Below are 14912 nucleotides of genomic sequence, written 5' to 3' on the forward strand. Positions count from 1 at the left end.
ACGGGCGGTCGGGGATGGACGCGGTCGAGGTAGCGGTCGACGAGATCGTCCTCGGGGCGCCCGACGCCCGGCTGCGGCCCTTCGTCGACCGCTACATCGGCTATCGGGAGCGGGCGGCGCTGCCGCTGGTCCGCCGCGAGGTGGCCGGTGCCTTCGTGGTGGTCATCCTCGGCTGGGGCGCCCCGCTGGACGTGGTCGACCCGCGGGACGCCGCCCGGGGCGCCCACGCGGTGGACTCCTTCGTCGCCGGCACGTTCGACGGCCCCTGCACCACCCGCCTGGTCGGCGTCGGCGAGGGGGTGGAGCTGCTGCTGGCCCCGTTGGCCGCCCGGCGGATCCTCGGCCTGCCACTGGCCGAACTGACCAACCGGGCGGTAGGGGTGGCGGCGCTGCCCGGTGGCTGGCTCGACCGGCTCCGCGTCCGGCTGGCCGTCGCCGCCGACTGGCCGGCCCGGTTCGCGCTGCTCGACGCCGCGTTGGCGGCCCGGCTGGCGGCCACCGAACCGGTCGACGCGCGGCTGGCGTGGGCGTGGCGGCGGCTCGCCGAGACCGGTGGCCGGGTCGCCGTCGGCGCCCTCGCCGGCGAGCTGGGGTGGAGCCGTCGGCACCTCGCCGCCCGGTTCCGCGACGAGGTCGGGCTGACGCCGAAGACCACCGCGCGGCTGCTCCGCTTCCAGCGGGCCTACGCGACCCTGACCGCCGGGTCGGCCCTCGCCGTCGATCCGACGGCCGCTCGGGGCGTCCAGAGCGGCGTGACCGACCAGAGCGGTGCGACCGGCCTGAGCGGTGCGACCGGCCTGAGCGGCGTGACCGGCCAGGGCGGCGTGACCGGCCTGAGCGGTGCGACCGGCCTGAGCGGCGTGACCGGCCAGGGCGGCGTGACCGGCCTGAGCGGTGCGACCGGCCTGAGCGGCGTGACCGGCCAGGGCGGCGTGACCGGCCTGAGCGGTGCGACCGGCCTGAGCGGTGCGACCGGCCTGAGCGGCGTGACCGGCCAGAGCGGTCAAGGCGACCCGGGCGGCGCGACCGGCCAGCGCGGCCCAGGGGGTTCGGGCGGGTCCGCCGGTCCGCTGCCGGGCGGCTGGGCCGAGATCGCCGCCCGCTGCGGGTACTACGACCAGTCCCACCTGATCCGCGACTTCCGGGAGTTCGCCGGCGACACCCCGACCGCGCTCGGGTCACATTCGTCCAATCCGGGGTGACCGGGCCGGCGGCAGACTCGGGGCATGCGAACCATCTATCCGATCTTCCGCTACCCGGACGCCAGCTCAGCCATCGACTGGCTCTGCGCCGCCTTCGGCTTCACCGTGCACGCCCGGCACGACGCGCCCGATGGTTCGGTCGCCCACGCCGAACTCACCCTGGACACCGGCATGATCATGGTGGGCGAGCTGCCCGACCCGCGACCCCGGCCGGGGGACGAGGACTGGTCGGTCTACGTGGCGGTCGACGACGTCGACGCGCACTGCGCCCGGGCCAGGTCGGCCGGCGCCGAGATCGTCCGGGAGCCGTTCGACACCGACTACGGCTCCCGCGACTACACCGCCCGTGACCTGGCCGGCAACGTCTGGTCCTTCGGCACGTACCGGCCCTGACCCCGGCGGCCGGCCCGGCGGCCGGCCCGGCGGCCGGCCGCCAGGCGGTCAGCGGCGAGGCACGACGCCAGCCGAGTGGACAGGGAGCGGTGATTGCGGTGAGCGAGCATGGTATTGCGCTGGGTGATCGTCCTGCGTACTCTCCCTCGGTGGGGAGGCGGGGATGCCGTTGCCAACGAGTCCGGTCATTCGACGTGCGCGGCTCGGCGCCGAGTTGCGCCAACTGCGCCGGCGGGAGGCGCTCACCCTGGAACAGGTCTGCGACCGGCTGGGCTGGGCTTCGACCTCCAAGCTGTCCCGCATCGAGCTGGGGCAGAGCCGGCCGGACCTCGCCGACGTGCTCGACCTGCTGGACGTCTACCAGGTGCCGGCGCCGCAGCGGGACGCGCTGATCGTCATCGCCCGGGACGCGGCCACCAGCCGGGGCTGGTGGAAGGCGCTCGGCGAGATGGGCGAGCGGCAGCGCACCTACGCGGAACTGGAGGCGGGCGCGGCGAGCATCGTGGACTACCAACCCGCGGTGGTGCCCGGGCTGTTGCAGACCCCGGCGTACGCCCGGTTGCGGATCGCCGCCGGACGGCTGCTGGACGGCGGCGTCGACGTCGAGGCCGACGTACGGGCCCGGATCGCCCGGCACGAGGTGCTCCGTCGCCCCGAACCACCCCGGTACACGGCGCTGCTCGCCGAGGCCGCCTGTGACCCCGCCGGCGTCCCGCACGAAGTGTGGCGGGAGCAACTGGGGCACCTGGTCGACCTGGCCGAGCTGCCGAACGTGACGATCCGGCTGCTGCCCCGGGGTGTCGCCGGGCAGGGCGTGCAGCCGCTCACCCCGTACTCGTGCTACTCGTTCCCGGACCCGGCCGACCCGCGCACCGTCATGCTGGAGGCGCTGACCACCGACGTGCGCCTGGTGACGCCGCCGGACGTCGACAGGTACGAGCGGATCACCGGGTGGCTGCTCGGCGCGGCCCTGCCGGTCGAGGAGAGCGTCGCGGAGCTGGCCCGCCGCGCCGCCGGCTGATCGGGCAGGGCGCGGGTCACACGTGGCGGCGGAAGCCGCCCTCGGAGTCGATCACCTGGCCGGTGATCCACCCGGCGTCCGGCGAGCAGAGGAATCGCACCAGCCGGGCGGCGTCCTGCGGGCTGCCCCAGCGCCCGCCGGGGAAGAGCCGCGCCACCGCCTCGTGGACCTCGGGCGGGGCGTAGCCGGTGTCGGTGGGCCCGGGATTGACACAGTTGACGGTGATGCCGGTCGGCATCAGCAGCGGAGCGAGCTGGACGGTCAGGTTCTCCACCGCCGCCTTGCTCGCCGCGTACGCCAGCTCGCCGGGCATCGGGCCGAGGCGCTGCCCGCTGGAGAAGAGCACCAGCCGGCCATCCGATCCGGCGGTGAACGCCGCCGCGAACGCCTCGGCCAGCAGCAGGGTGGCCCGTACGTTGACCAGCAGGTGCCGGTCGATCTCGGCGGCGTCCAGCGCCCCGAGCGGGGTGTGCGTGGAGTAGGCGTGCACCGCCACCACCGCGTCGAGCCGGCCGTGCCGGCGCACCGCCTCGCCGACCAGCGCGGCCGGCGCCGCCGGATCGAGCAGATCCGCCCGCTGGTAGGCCGCCGCGTCGCCCAACTCGCCCAGCAGGGCCGCCACGCCGTCGGGATCGCCACCGTAGGGCTGCGCCTCGTCGAACTCCGGCAGGCCGCTGAGCAGCAGCCGCCAACCGTCCGCGGCGAGCGTGCGGGCGACCGCCGCGCCGATGCCGATCCGCCGGCTCACGCCGGTCACCAGGGCCACCCGCTGCGTCATGGCCGCCAGTCAACCGGCACCGGCGATCGAAGATCAACCGATATTGCCGCGCGAGTCACCGGGCCCGGCGCCCCCGAGCCCGTCGGGACCGGCGACCGGCGCGTGCGAGCGGACCTTAGAACGGGGTACGACAACCTCAGGCGGGCACGTCCACGAAGTGCTCGACCAGCGGCGGGTTGGCGAAGTACGGGCCGATCAGTTCCCGCCACCGGGTGAACCGGTCGCTGCCCCGGAAGTTCTCGTTGTGCGCCTCGACGGAGTCCCACTCGACCAGCAGCACGAAGCGGGACGGCGACTCGACGCCCCGGGTCATCCGCACCGACCGGCAGCCGGGGGTGCCGGCGAGCACCGGATGCCCCTTGGCGTACGCGGCGGCGAACTCGTCCTCGTGTCCCGGTAGTACGTCGATGAGCGCGACCTCTAGCACCATGCCGGCAGCCTTTCACGGCGCCCCGGCGGGGGAGCGCCGCGGGGGGCTGTTCCCGGGGATCGGGCGCGCCTAGGGTGGGCGCGCGGAAAGGGGAGCGGCATGATCGACTGGCTGACCGGCACGGCGTTCACCGTGGCGGGCACCGGCACCACCCGGGCCGAGTTGCTGGGCTTCGCCACCGGGGCGCTCAACGTCTGGCTGGTGGCCCGGCAGCGGATCGCCAACTGGCCGGTCGGCATCGTCAACGTGCTGCTGCTGATGCTGCTGTTCTGGACGGCTGGCCTGTACGCCGACGCCGGCCTCCAGCTCGTCTACGTCGCCCTCGGCCTGTACGGGTGGTGGGCGTGGCTGTACGGCGGCGAGCGGCGCTCCCGGCTCACGGTCAGCCGGACCGGTCGCCGGGAGTGGTGGGTGCTGGCGGCTGCCGGCCTGGCGCTGACCGTCGGGCTCTGGGCACTGCTGACCCGGGCCACCGACTCCACCGTGCCGCTGCCGGACGCGCTGACCACCGCGCTCTCGTTGCTGGCCACGTACGGGCAGACCCGCAAGCGGGTGGAGAGCTGGTGGCTGTGGATCACCGCTGACCTGATCTACATCCCGCTCTACGCCTACAAGGGCCTCTACCTCACCGCGCTGCTCTACCTGGTCTTCCTCGGGCTCTGCGTGCTCGGCCTGCGCGAGTGGCGGGCGGACCTGCGCCGCCAGGCCAGCGCGACGCCGGTACCGCCCGGCCCGGCCCCGGTGGCGGCATGACCGACGCGACGCCCCGGCCTCCGGCGGCGGTCGTTGACGGCGCGCTCGAAGCGACGCCCCGGCTCTCGGCGGCGGCCGCCGACGGCGCGGCGGCGGCGCGGCCCCCAGCGGATCGCGCCGACGGTGTGGCGGACGCGGTGCCGGTCGGCCGGCAGCGGCACGCGCCGGGTGTTGGGCCGGCGGCGCCGGAGTTCCGGCACGGGATGGTGGTGGGCAAGTTCTACCCGCCGCACGCCGGCCACCACGCGCTGATCGAGGCGGCCGCCGCGCGTTGCGCCGCGGTCACCGTGGTGGCGGCGCCGTCGCGCCGGGAGTCGATCCCGCTCGCGTCCCGGCTGGCGTGGCTGCGCGAGGTGCACGCGGACACCCCGTGGGTCCGCTTCGTCGGCCGGTACGACAACCACCCGGTGGACTACGCCGACCCTGCGGTGTGGGACCTGCACTGCGCCGTGTTCCGCGACGCGCTGGGCGGCCGGCCGGTCGACGCCGTCTTCTCCTCCGAGGCGTACGGCGCCGAGCTGGCCCGGCGCTTCGACGCCGTACCCGTCGCGGTGGATCCCGCGCGGCGGCGGGTGCCGGTCTCGGGGACCGCGGTGCGCGCGGACCCGGTGGGCCACTGGGACCAGCTCAGCGCGCCGGTGCGCGCCTGGTTCGTCCGGCGGGTGGTGGTGGTCGGCGCGGAGTCCACCGGCACCACGACGATGGCCGCCGCCCTCGCGGCCCACTTCGGCACCCGCTGGGTCCCCGAGTACGGCCGGGAGCTGACCGCGCGGAAGCTGGCCCGGTTGCGCGAGCGCGACCCGGCGGCCACCGTCTTCGACGTCAGCTGGGACCGCGACGACTTCGCCGAGGTGGTCCGGGAGCAGCAGGCGGCGGAGGACGCGGCGGCCCGGTCCAGCGGCCCGCTGCTGTTCTGCGACACCGACGCCCGGGCGACCGCCGTCTGGGAGGAGCGCTACCTGGGCTCGTCGTCCGCGCCGGTGCGCGCGGCGGCCCGCCGGCCGGCGCTCTACCTGCTCACCGACCACGTCGGGGTGCCCTTCGCCGACGACGGGCTGCGCGACGGCGAGCACCTGCGGGCCTGGATGACCGACCGGTTCCGGACGGAGCTGGCCGGCTGCGGAGTGCCGGTGGTCGAGCTCACCGGGCCGCACGAGCGGCGGCTGGCCCGGGCGGTCGCCGCCTGCGAGGAGCTGCTGGCGGTCGGCTGGTCGCTGGCCGACCCGCTGGTCGCACCGCCCGACCCGGAGCACCTAGCCTCCTAGGACGCCCTACGGGATGTGCGCTCCGACACCCGGTCGGCCGCCGCGGCCGGGACGGCGGCTGGCGGAGGCGCGGTGCCGGCGAGGCGATCACTGGCGTGATCGCGGTGGGGCAGGACTTCAACGGTGTCCGCAGCCGGCGACCCGCGGCAGGCGCGCGTCAGGCCCGGGCCCCACACGCGCATGAGGCTCCGCAGCCCACGGCCGTCGCGGCGCTACGACCGGGTCTGCGGCGATTCGTGGTGGTGCCGGATACGGGGTGGGGGAGGACACCGAGCGCCCAGGGTGCAGTCACTGGTCGCAGTGGTGAAGAATGATGCTTGAGGAGGGGAGTATTCCCCCGCGACGGAGTCGTCAGCACGGTCGAACGCCGGCCCCCCGGTGGCGCGACCCGGCCCCGTCGGTCACCGCCCCGCTCCCGGGACGGTGACGGAAGAGACCTCCGACAGTCACCAGAGTCAGCGTCACCGGCACGCCGCGCCCCTGTGGGGCGTACGGTGTGCCGGACGTTGCGTGTCTGCCGGAGGAATGAACGTTGGACGTGTCCGGACTGGTGTGGGCGGGGACCCTCGTCGCACTGACCGCGATCCTGCTCGTCGACCTGCTGATCATCGGTCGGCGGCCGCACGAGCCGAGCGTGCGGGAGTCCAGCCTGTGGGTGGGCTTCTACGTCGCCCTGGCCCTGGTCTTCGGCGCCGGGGTGTGGCTCGCCTCCGGCCCGAGCGCGGCCGGGCAGTTCTACACCGGCTGGCTCACCGAGTACAGCCTCTCGGTGGACAACCTCTTCGTCTTCGTGATCATCATGGCCCGCTTCGCGGTGCCCCGGCAGTACCAGCAGAAGGTGCTGCTCATCGGCATCGTGCTGGCGCTGGTCATGCGCGGTGGGTTCATCGCCGCCGGCGCCGCGCTGATCTCCCAGTTCTCCTGGGTCTTCTACATCTTCGGCGCGTTCCTCATCTACACGGCGGTCAACCTGGCCCGCCAGGGTGAGCCGGACGAGGACGAGTTCACCGAGAACGTGCTGATCCGCTGGAGCCGCAAGGCGCTGCCGATCTCCAAGGACTACGACGGCGCGAAGCTCACCACGCACGAGAACGGCCGCCGGCTGTTCACCCCGATGCTGATCGTCATGATCGCGATCGGCACCACCGACCTGATCTTCGCGCTCGACTCGATCCCGGCCATCTTCGGCATCACCCAGGAGCCGTACCTGGTCTTCACCGCGAACGTGTTCGCGCTGATGGGGCTGCGGCAGCTCTACTTCCTGCTCGGCGGCCTGCTGGACCGGCTGATCTACCTCAGCTACGGGCTGGCCGTGGTGCTCGGCTTCATCGGCGTCAAGCTCGTGCTGGAGGCGCTGGCCGACAACAACCTGCCGTTCATCAACAACGGCGAGCACGTGGGCTGGGCTCCGCACATCCCGATCTGGCTCTCGCTCACGGTCATCCTCGGCACCCTGCTGGTGGCGACCATCGCCAGCCTGGTGAAGTCGTCCCGGGACCGGCGCCGGATGCTGGCCGAGGCGCGCCGCTGACCGCGCGCCGCTGACCGCGCGCCGCCGCGGGGCGGCCGAGACGTGAACGAGGGGCGCTCCCACCAGGGAGCGCCCCTCGGGCGTACGAGGTGGGTCAGACCCGGTGCGCGCCGACCAGGGTGGCGGTGCGGTCGGCGGGCAGCCGCTCCTCCAGCACCCGCCGCCGCAGGTAGCAGGCGTGCAGCATGCGGCGGTCGTCACCGGGGCGCGGCGTGGCGGTCACGATGCCGATGTGGTGGATCTTGCGGCCGGGGCGGGCGAAGAAGTAGAGGTCGCCGGGGCGCTCCGCGCCGAGCGGGACCGGGGTGGTCGCCTGGGCCTGGTCGTCGGCGTCGCGGGGCAGCACCACGCCGAATCGCCGCCAGGCCAGGTGCACCAGGCCGGAGCAGTCGATGCCGTACGCCGACACGCCGCCCCAGATGTAGACGACGTCGAGCAGCCGGGCGGCGACGGCGAGCACGTCGCCGGCCGTCGGCGGCGTGGTGGGCACCGGGACCGCGTGCGCGGCCGGCAGCCAGAGCGGGCGGGAGTGGCCGGGGGCGTGCACCGGGCGCCAGCCGTCGACGGGTGGCCCGGCCGGCGTCAGCCGGGTGCCGAGGATGACGTCGGGGAGGACCACCTCGCCATTCGGGGTGGCGCGCAGCGCGGTGACCGTGGCGTCGACCACCAGCGGGTCGACGCCGGCCGGCGCGGTGGCCGGGGCGAGCTGGTCGGCGGGCAGCCAGCCGGGGTAGCCGCGCGGGTCGAGCTTGGCCGCCGGCTGCTGCACCGCCACCACGTGCGCCCAGCCGTCCGGGCGCAGCTCGGTGACCAGCACCCGCTCGCCGAGCAGCAGTTGGCTGAGCACGCAGTCGCCGACCTGCTGGTCGGTGTTCATGCCGGAGATCCAGGCCGGGATGTCGGTGCGCGCGGCGAGGGCGGGCCGGTCGACGGGGCGTACCGCCTCGGGGGAGGTCCACAGGGTCGCGACCGCGACCCGGACCACGGCCTCGCGGCCCGGTTGCAGCTCCACGGTCCACCCCCACCTCGCGCCGCCTGTCACCGCGACCCTATGAAAGATTCCAACGACCATCAACTACGAGATTGCACTTTTGCTTCAGTGACGGTGCTGATTCCGAGGCCCGGCGCGTCCGGCAGCACCACCGTGGCGCCGTCGTACCGGATCCCGTCGCGCACCGGTGACCAGGCCAGCCACCACGCCGCGTCCAGGTCGGAGACGGCGGTGGTGCGGTAGGCGGCGACCAGGCTCGCCGCGGCCCCGATGCCCACCTGGCTCTCCATCATGGACCCGACGATCGTGCCGAGGCCGTGCGCGGCGGCCAGGTCGAGCAGGGTCCGGGCCGGGTGCAGACCGCCGCACTTGGCGAGCTTGACGTTGACCATGTCGGCCGCGCGGCGGCGGATCACCTCCACCAGGTCGCGGACGCCGAAGACCGCCTCGTCCGCGAGGATCGGCACCTGCACCCGGTCACTGACCCAGGCCAGGCCGTCCAGGTCCCACCGGGGCACCGGCTGTTCGACCAGTTCCACGTCGAGGCCGGCGTCCTCGATGCCGCGGATCACCCGGACCGCCTCGCGGGGCGTCCAGCCCTGGTTGGCGTCCAGCCGGATGCGTACCCCGTTGCCGACGGCGGCGCGTACCGCCCGGACCCGCTCCAGGTCGCCGGCGGCGTCAATGCCCACCTTGAGCTTGAGCACCCCGAACCCCTCGGCCCTGCGCTGCCGGGCCGCGGCCGCCAGGTCCACCGCGTCGCCGGCGGCGAGCGTGACGTCCGTGGGCACCCGCAGGGTGGTGCCGCCGAGCAGCCGCACCAGCGGTACGCCGAGCCGCCGGGCGGCCAGGTCGTGCAGGGCCACGTCGACGGCGGCCTTGGCGGCCTCGTTGCCGGCCACCGCCCGTTGCACCTCGGCGCAGCGGGCCACCAGGTCGTCCGGGTCCCGGCCGGTGAGCATCGGCCCGAGCAGGTCCTTTACGCACGCCTCGGCGCCGGCGACCGAGGCGCCGGTGACCTGCCAGACCTGCGGCGCCTCGCCGAACCCGGAGCGGCCGTCGCCGTCGACCAGTTCGACGACCAGGGTCTCCACGGTGGTGGTGCGGCGCAGCGCGGTGACGAACGGGGTGTGTAAGGGGGCGCTGAGCCGGTGGGTGCGTACCGCGGCGATCGTCATGTGCGGCACCCTATATCCAGCACGGGTGGCGACAGGGGAGGCCGGATGAGCGAGGGTCACCGAGCGGATCGTGGACGCGGTGGGGCGACGGCTCGCGCCAGCGGCGAGCGGAACGGGGTGGCGGCGTGAGGGAACGCGACTGGGCACTGGTGGGCGCACCCAACGCGCGTGACCTCGGCGGCATGGTCGGCGCGGGCGGCCGGCGGGTGCGGCCCGGGGTGCTGATCCGCACCCCGGCGCTGGGCCGGCTCACCGACGAGGACCTGCCGGTGCTGGCCAAACTCGGCCCGGCCTGCGTGATCGACCTACGGGACCACTCGGAGCAGGCGGTCGCCCCGCCGGACCGGCTGCCCGGCGAGCCGCGGGTGCTGCACCTGCCGGTGCACGACGCGGAGCACCCGGTCTTCACGTACGTCTCGGCGGTGCTGCTCGGCCACGACCTGGCCGCGTACGCGGAACTGGCCCGGCAGGGCACGCCGGCGGCGATGGCCGCCATCTACCGCTGGTTCGTCAGCGGAGCGGTGGCCCGGGCCAGGTTCGCCGAGGCGGTGCGGGCGGCGGCCCGCCCGGAGAACCTGCCGTTGCTGTACCACTGCTCGGCGGGGAAGGACCGCACCGGCTGGCTGACCGTGGTGCTGCTGCACGCGCTCGGCGTGGACGAGGCGGTGATCCGGGCCGAGTACCTGGCGAACAACCCGCTGACCGCGAGCCTGCGGGAGGTGATCCTGGAGGCCATGCGGCAGCGGCAGCCGGCGCTGGACGAGGCGGCGGTGCGGCCGGTGCTGGAGGTGCGCCCCGAGTACCTCGACGCGGCGTACGGGGAGGTGCGCCGGGTGCACGGCTCGTTCGGGGCGTACCTGCGCGACGGGCTGGGGCTGACCGACGAGGTCATCGAGTCGCTGCGGGCGCACCTGCTGGAGTGACCGGCGCCGGATGCGGCGTGCCGCGGGCGGCCCAGCCGGTGACGATCAGCGCCTGCCCGGCGGCGTAGGTCGCCATCACCCAGATCGGCGGGCCGGGCAGGGTGGCCACCTCGGCCACGCCGGTCGCGATGAGCAGGTCGGAAACGAGGAAGAGAGCGCCGCCGAGGCCGACCCGCCAGCCGTGCGCCGCGGCGGTGGCGGCCATGGTGGCCAGGGCGGCCGCGTAGCCGGCCACCGGCACGGCCAGCCCGGCGTCGGTGAGCCCGCCCCACATCCAGGCCAGCGCGGCGACGGTCAGCACCGCGTAGGCCACGCCGACGGCGACCAGCGGCGGGCGGAGCAGCGCGGCCGCCGCGCCGCCGCGGGTGAAGGCCGCGATGTAGCAGAGGTGCGCGGCGAGGAAGAGCGCCATGCCGGTGAGGAAGGCGGCGGTGCCGTCGCCGAGCAGCGCGACGTCGCCGCCGGTGGAGAAGGCCAGCGCGGCGAGGACCAGCCGGGTCGCGGGCACGCCGCGGTCGGCGGCAGCCCGCCAGAGGTACGCGGCCAGCAGCGGCATCAGCAGCGGCTTGCTGAGCAGCACACCGAGGTCGCTGCCGGTGGCGTTGGCGAACAGGTTCGCCGCCGTCGCCACGACGAAGGCGGTCAGGATGGTGCGGCTGCTGGGCATCGGCGGCTCCTCCGGGGGCGGTGGCCAGCAGCGTAGGCGGTGCGGGGGCCGGAGGCCATCGGTCGGTGCGCGCTCGCCCGGTGGCTGACCGTTCCGAAGGGCGGCTGTCGGCGCCGGCGCGCCGCTTCGTTCGCCACCGGCGGAGCCGTCCGGTGCGGCGGGGCGGCGGCTATCCGTCGCTGCGCAGGTCGTGGCGGGCGGCCCAGACGGCGGCGGAGACGTCGGCGATCAGCTGGCAGGCGTCGTCCTCGGCCCCCTCGCCGCTGGGGCCGCCGTCGGCGAGGTCGGTGGTGGTGCAGACGACCACCGCGTACGGGGGCGCGTCGGCGGGGAAGACCACGCCCGCGCCGTGGCGCACCCCGCGGACCCAGCCGTTCTTGTGCGCGATCCGGGTGCCCGGGGGCAGCCCGGCGGCGAGGTCCTCGCGGTGTTCCTGGGCGAAGAGCACGTCGAGCATGGCGGCGCAGCCGGCGGGGGAGGCCAGCGGGCCGGGCCGGGTGGCGCCGGTGGCCAGCGCGGCGAGCAGCGCGGCCAGGTCGGCGGCGGTGACCAGGTTGGTGACGCCGGCGTCGCGGGCGGCGAAGTCCTCGATGCCGCGGCCGGTGACGGCGTGCCGGGCCCCGGCCAGCGTCCAGACCTCGGCGACGGCGGGCAGGCCGACGTGCCCGATGACCAGGTTGGTGGCGAGGTTGCTGGAGCGCACGATCATCCGGTGGGCGAGCCAGCGCAGGGTGGCGGTGCCGCCGACCCGCTCCCAGACGGCGTCGTCGTTGTCGTAGTGGCGGGCGCAGGCGAAGCGGGGGGTGTCCGGCAGCGCCGAGTCGAACGAGTTGCGCACCGGGACCGGGGCGTCCAGGTCGAGGGTGCCGGCCTCGGCGGCCCGGTGCAGGGCGGCGAGCACGCCGACCTTCATGGTGCTGGCCGCGTAGTGGGTGGCGTCGGGCAGCCGGGTCCAGGTCGCGGCCGCGTCGAGCCGGCCGGCGTACGCCGAGACGGTGCCGGGCACCCGGTCCAGCCGGGCGTCGAGGTCATCCCAGGTCATGCCGGTGACCGTAGCCGATCATCCGGGCGGTGCCGGCGGCGGTCGTGGGGCGGCGGGCCGGCCGGGCGGTGTCTAGGGTGCGGGGATGACGGTCGCCGCATACGACGCCTACGCCGACTGGTACGAGGACTACGTCACCGACACGTCCGCCGACTACATGTCCCGGGTCCGGCAGCGCCTCGGCGAGCTGTTGGGCACCGGCCCCGGCCGCTGCCTGGACGTCTGCTGCGGCACCGGGGTGCACGCGGCCGAGCTGCGCCGGTTGGGCTGGGCCCCGGTCGGCGTCGACCTGTCGACCGGTCAGCTGCGCCACGCCCGGGGCCGGCTGCCGGTGTCGGTGGCCGACGCCGCGGCGCTGCCGGTCGCCGACGCGGCGATGCCGGCGGCGGTGTGTGTGCTCGCGCACACCGACGTGCCCGACTACGCGGCGGTGGTCGCCGAGGTGGCCCGGGTGCTGTCGCCCGGTGGCCGCTTCGTGCACCTGGGCGTGCACCCGTGCTTCGTGGGGGCGTTCGCCGACCGTTCCGACCCGGCCCGGATCCTCATCGACGGCGGGTACGCGGAGCGTGAGCGCAGCTTCCGGGCGTGGGCGCCGCACGGGGTACGGGCCCGGGTCGGCGCCTGGCACGTGCCGCTGGCCGACCTGCTCAACGCCGTGACCGAGGCCGGTCTGACGGTGACCCGGGTGGTGGAGTCCGGCTCGGGTCCGGTGCCGGACGTGTTCGGCCTGGCCGCGGTGAAGCCGGCCTGACGGGCGCGGACGACGGCGGGGCCGGCCCGCGCGTGGCGGACCGGCCCCGGTCGGTACGGCGGTGTGTCAGCCGGCGTGCTTGCGGCGGGCGGCGGCCCGGGCGCGGGCGGTCTGGTCGAGCACCACCTTGCGGATGCGGACCGCGGCCGGGGTCACCTCGACGCACTCGTCCTCGCGGCAGAACTCGAGGGCCTGCTCCAGCGACAGCTTGCGCGGCGGGATCAGCTTCTCGGTCTCGTCGGCCGTGGACGAGCGCATGTTGGTGAGCTTCTTCTCCTTGGTGATGTTGACGTCCATGTCGTCGGAGCGGGAGTTCTCCCCGACGATCATGCCCTCGTACACCTCGGTGCCCGGCTCGACGAAGAGCTGGCCGCGCTCCTGCAGGTTGGTCATCGCGAAGGCGGTGACCGCGCCGGAGCGGTCGGCGACCAGCGAGCCGTTGTTGCGGGTCCGCAGCTCGCCGAACCACGGCTCGTAGGACTCGAAGACGTGGTGCAGGATGCCGGTGCCGCGGGTCTCGGTGAGGAACTCGGTGCGGAAGCCGATCAGCCCGCGGGCGGGTACCAGCCACTCCATCCGGATCCAGCCGGTGCCGTGGTTGACCAGCTGCTCCATCCGGCCCTTGCGGCTGGCCAGCAGCTGGGTGATCGCGCCCAGGTACTCCTCGGGGGCGTCGATGGTCAGCCGCTCGACCGGCTCGCAGGTCTTGCCGTCGATCTCCTTGGTGACCACCTGCGGCTTGCCGACGGTCAGCTCGTAGGACTCGCGGCGCATCTGCTCGACCAGGATGGCCAGCGCCAGCTCGCCGCGGCCCTGCACCTCCCAGGCGTCCGGACGCTCGGTGGGCAGCACCCGCAGCGACACGTTGCCGACGAGTTCCTTGTCGAGGCGGTCCTTGACCATCCGGGCGGTGACCTTGGCGCCCTTGACCCGGCCGACCAGCGGCGAGGTGTTGGTGCCGATGGTCATCGAGATGGCCGGCTCGTCGACGGTGATCAGCGGCAGCGGCTGCGGGTTCTCCGCGTCGGCGAGGGTCTCACCGATCATGATCTCGGGGATGCCGGCGACGGCGATGATGTCGCCCGGCCCGGCCGAGTCGGCCGGCTTGCGCTCCAGGCCCTCGGTCATCAGCAGTTCGGAGATGCGCACCCGCTGGGTGCTGCCGTCGGTGCGGCACCAGGCAACGGTCTGGCCCTTGCTGATGGTGCCCTGGCGCACCCGGCACAGCGCGAGCCGGCCCAGGAACGGGGAGGCGTCGAGGTTGGTGACGTGCGCCTGCAGCGGCGCGTCCTGCTCGTACGCGGGCGGCGGGATGGTGTCCAGCAGGGTGCGGAACAGCGGTTCCAGGTTGTGGCTGTCGTCGGGCACCGCGCCGTCGGCGGGCTGGGTCAGCGAGGCGATGCCGTCGCGGGCGCAGGCGTAGACGATCGGGAAGTCGATCTGCTCCTCGTCGGCGTCCAGGTCGAGGAAGAGTTCGTAGGTGTCGTCCACGACCTCCTTGATCCGGGCGTCCGGCCGGTCCACCTTGTTGATCACCAGGATGATCGGCAAGCGGGCCTTGAGCGCCTTGCGCAGCACGAACCGGGTCTGCGGCAGCGGGCCCTCGCTGGCGTCGACCAGCAGCACCACGCCGTCGACCATGGTCAGGCCGCGCTCCACCTCGCCGCCGAAGTCGGCGTGGCCGGGGGTGTCGATGATGTTGATGGTGACCGGGTCCGAGCCGTCGGCCGGCAGGTAGCGCACGCCGGTGTTCTTGGCCAGGATGGTGATGCCCTTTTCCCGTTCCAGGTCCATGGAGTCCATCACCCGGTCGGCCATCTCGGCCCGGGCGCTGAACGCGCCGGCCTGCCGCAACATGGCGTCGACCAGGGTCGTCTTGCCGTGGTCGACGTGGGCGATGATGGCGACGTTGCGGAGGTCGGTGCGAAGCTGCATACCCTCCATACTCTCCTGTCTGCGGTTGCCGGGGTCGGGTCGGGGTCAACCC

The 14912-nt window shown here is 74.5% G+C and carries 15 protein-coding genes; 8 read left to right on the plus strand and 7 right to left on the minus strand.

Features of this window, described 5'->3' with window-relative positions; genetic code table 11:
* Positions 1 to 14 precede the first annotated feature (14 nt).
* The 3 genes from GA0070609_RS34090 (at position 15) to GA0070609_RS05915 (ending at position 2616) form a co-directional block, all read left to right on the plus strand.
* A complete protein-coding gene (locus GA0070609_RS34090) occupies positions 15 to 1202 on the plus strand; it encodes a helix-turn-helix domain-containing protein (protein WP_088992861.1) in 1188 nt (395 codons plus the stop codon).
* Between the two features lie 24 nt (positions 1203 to 1226).
* Entirely contained in the window at positions 1227 to 1595 is a 369-nt protein-coding gene (locus GA0070609_RS05910) for a VOC family protein (RefSeq protein ID WP_088992862.1), read from the plus strand.
* A gap of 163 nt (positions 1596 to 1758) precedes the next feature.
* A complete protein-coding gene (locus GA0070609_RS05915) occupies positions 1759 to 2616 on the plus strand; it encodes a helix-turn-helix domain-containing protein (protein WP_088992863.1) in 858 nt (285 codons plus the stop codon).
* Between the two features lie 16 nt (positions 2617 to 2632).
* On the opposite strand, the gene GA0070609_RS05920 is transcribed toward GA0070609_RS05915, so the two are convergent.
* Positions 2633 to 3394, minus strand: coding sequence for an SDR family oxidoreductase (locus GA0070609_RS05920; protein WP_088992864.1), 762 nt, complete (start codon positions 3392 to 3394; stop codon positions 2633 to 2635).
* Between the two features lie 136 nt (positions 3395 to 3530).
* Positions 3531 to 3824 (minus strand): antibiotic biosynthesis monooxygenase family protein, encoded by a 294-nt coding sequence (locus tag GA0070609_RS05925; RefSeq protein ID WP_088992865.1) that lies wholly within the window; start codon positions 3822 to 3824, stop codon positions 3531 to 3533.
* 99 nt (positions 3825 to 3923) lie between these two features.
* Here GA0070609_RS05925 and pnuC point away from each other — a divergent pair, with 99 nt between their 5' ends.
* The 3 genes from pnuC to GA0070609_RS05940 all read left to right on the plus strand — a co-directional run bounded on the left by pnuC (position 3924) and on the right by GA0070609_RS05940 (position 7373).
* Positions 3924 to 4577, plus strand: coding sequence for a nicotinamide riboside transporter PnuC (gene pnuC / locus GA0070609_RS05930; RefSeq protein ID WP_088992866.1), 654 nt, complete (start codon positions 3924 to 3926; stop codon positions 4575 to 4577).
* Complete coding sequence (locus GA0070609_RS05935; RefSeq protein ID WP_231928546.1) at positions 4574 to 5842, plus strand: AAA family ATPase; 1269 nt, start codon at positions 4574 to 4576, stop codon at positions 5840 to 5842. Before pnuC ends, GA0070609_RS05935 begins: the two co-directional genes overlap by 4 nt.
* Positions 5843 to 6374: 532 nt before the next feature.
* Positions 6375 to 7373, plus strand: coding sequence for a TerC family protein (locus tag GA0070609_RS05940; protein ID WP_088992867.1), 999 nt, complete (start codon positions 6375 to 6377; stop codon positions 7371 to 7373).
* A 94-nt stretch (positions 7374 to 7467) separates the two neighbouring features.
* On the opposite strand, the gene GA0070609_RS05945 is transcribed toward GA0070609_RS05940, so the two are convergent.
* Both GA0070609_RS05945 and GA0070609_RS05950 read right to left on the minus strand, forming a co-directional pair.
* Positions 7468 to 8385, minus strand: a complete 918-nt coding sequence (locus GA0070609_RS05945) for a C40 family peptidase (RefSeq protein WP_088992868.1) — start codon at positions 8383 to 8385, stop codon at positions 7468 to 7470.
* 59 nt (positions 8386 to 8444) lie between these two features.
* The gene (locus GA0070609_RS05950; protein WP_088992869.1) at positions 8445 to 9542 is read right to left on the minus strand and encodes a mandelate racemase/muconate lactonizing enzyme family protein; all 1098 of its coding nucleotides are present in this window, start codon (positions 9540 to 9542) and stop codon (positions 8445 to 8447) included.
* Between the two features lie 125 nt (positions 9543 to 9667).
* Between GA0070609_RS05950 and GA0070609_RS05955 the strand changes: the two genes are divergently transcribed.
* Positions 9668 to 10465, plus strand: a complete 798-nt coding sequence (locus tag GA0070609_RS05955) for a tyrosine-protein phosphatase (RefSeq protein ID WP_088992870.1) — start codon at positions 9668 to 9670, stop codon at positions 10463 to 10465.
* On the opposite strand, the gene GA0070609_RS05960 is transcribed toward GA0070609_RS05955, so the two are convergent.
* Positions 10431 to 11132, minus strand: a complete 702-nt coding sequence (locus tag GA0070609_RS05960; RefSeq protein ID WP_088992871.1) for a lysoplasmalogenase — start codon at positions 11130 to 11132, stop codon at positions 10431 to 10433. The two genes, GA0070609_RS05955 and GA0070609_RS05960, sit on opposite strands and share 35 nt — an antisense overlap.
* 169 nt (positions 11133 to 11301) lie before the next feature.
* Positions 11302 to 12174, minus strand: coding sequence for a serine hydrolase (locus GA0070609_RS05965; protein ID WP_088992872.1), 873 nt, complete (start codon positions 12172 to 12174; stop codon positions 11302 to 11304).
* Between the two features lie 85 nt (positions 12175 to 12259).
* Between GA0070609_RS05965 and GA0070609_RS05970 the strand changes: the two genes are divergently transcribed.
* Complete coding sequence (locus GA0070609_RS05970; protein WP_088992873.1) at positions 12260 to 12925, plus strand: class I SAM-dependent methyltransferase; 666 nt, start codon at positions 12260 to 12262, stop codon at positions 12923 to 12925.
* Between the two features lie 66 nt (positions 12926 to 12991).
* Here GA0070609_RS05970 and typA read toward each other — a convergent pair whose 3' ends face one another.
* Positions 12992 to 14860, minus strand: coding sequence for a translational GTPase TypA (gene typA, locus GA0070609_RS05975; protein ID WP_088992874.1), 1869 nt, complete (start codon positions 14858 to 14860; stop codon positions 12992 to 12994).
* Positions 14861 to 14912: the final 52 nt, after the last annotated feature.

This window comes from Micromonospora echinaurantiaca, assembly GCF_900090235.1.
Taxonomy (GTDB): Bacteria; Actinomycetota; Actinomycetes; order Mycobacteriales; family Micromonosporaceae; genus Micromonospora; species Micromonospora echinaurantiaca.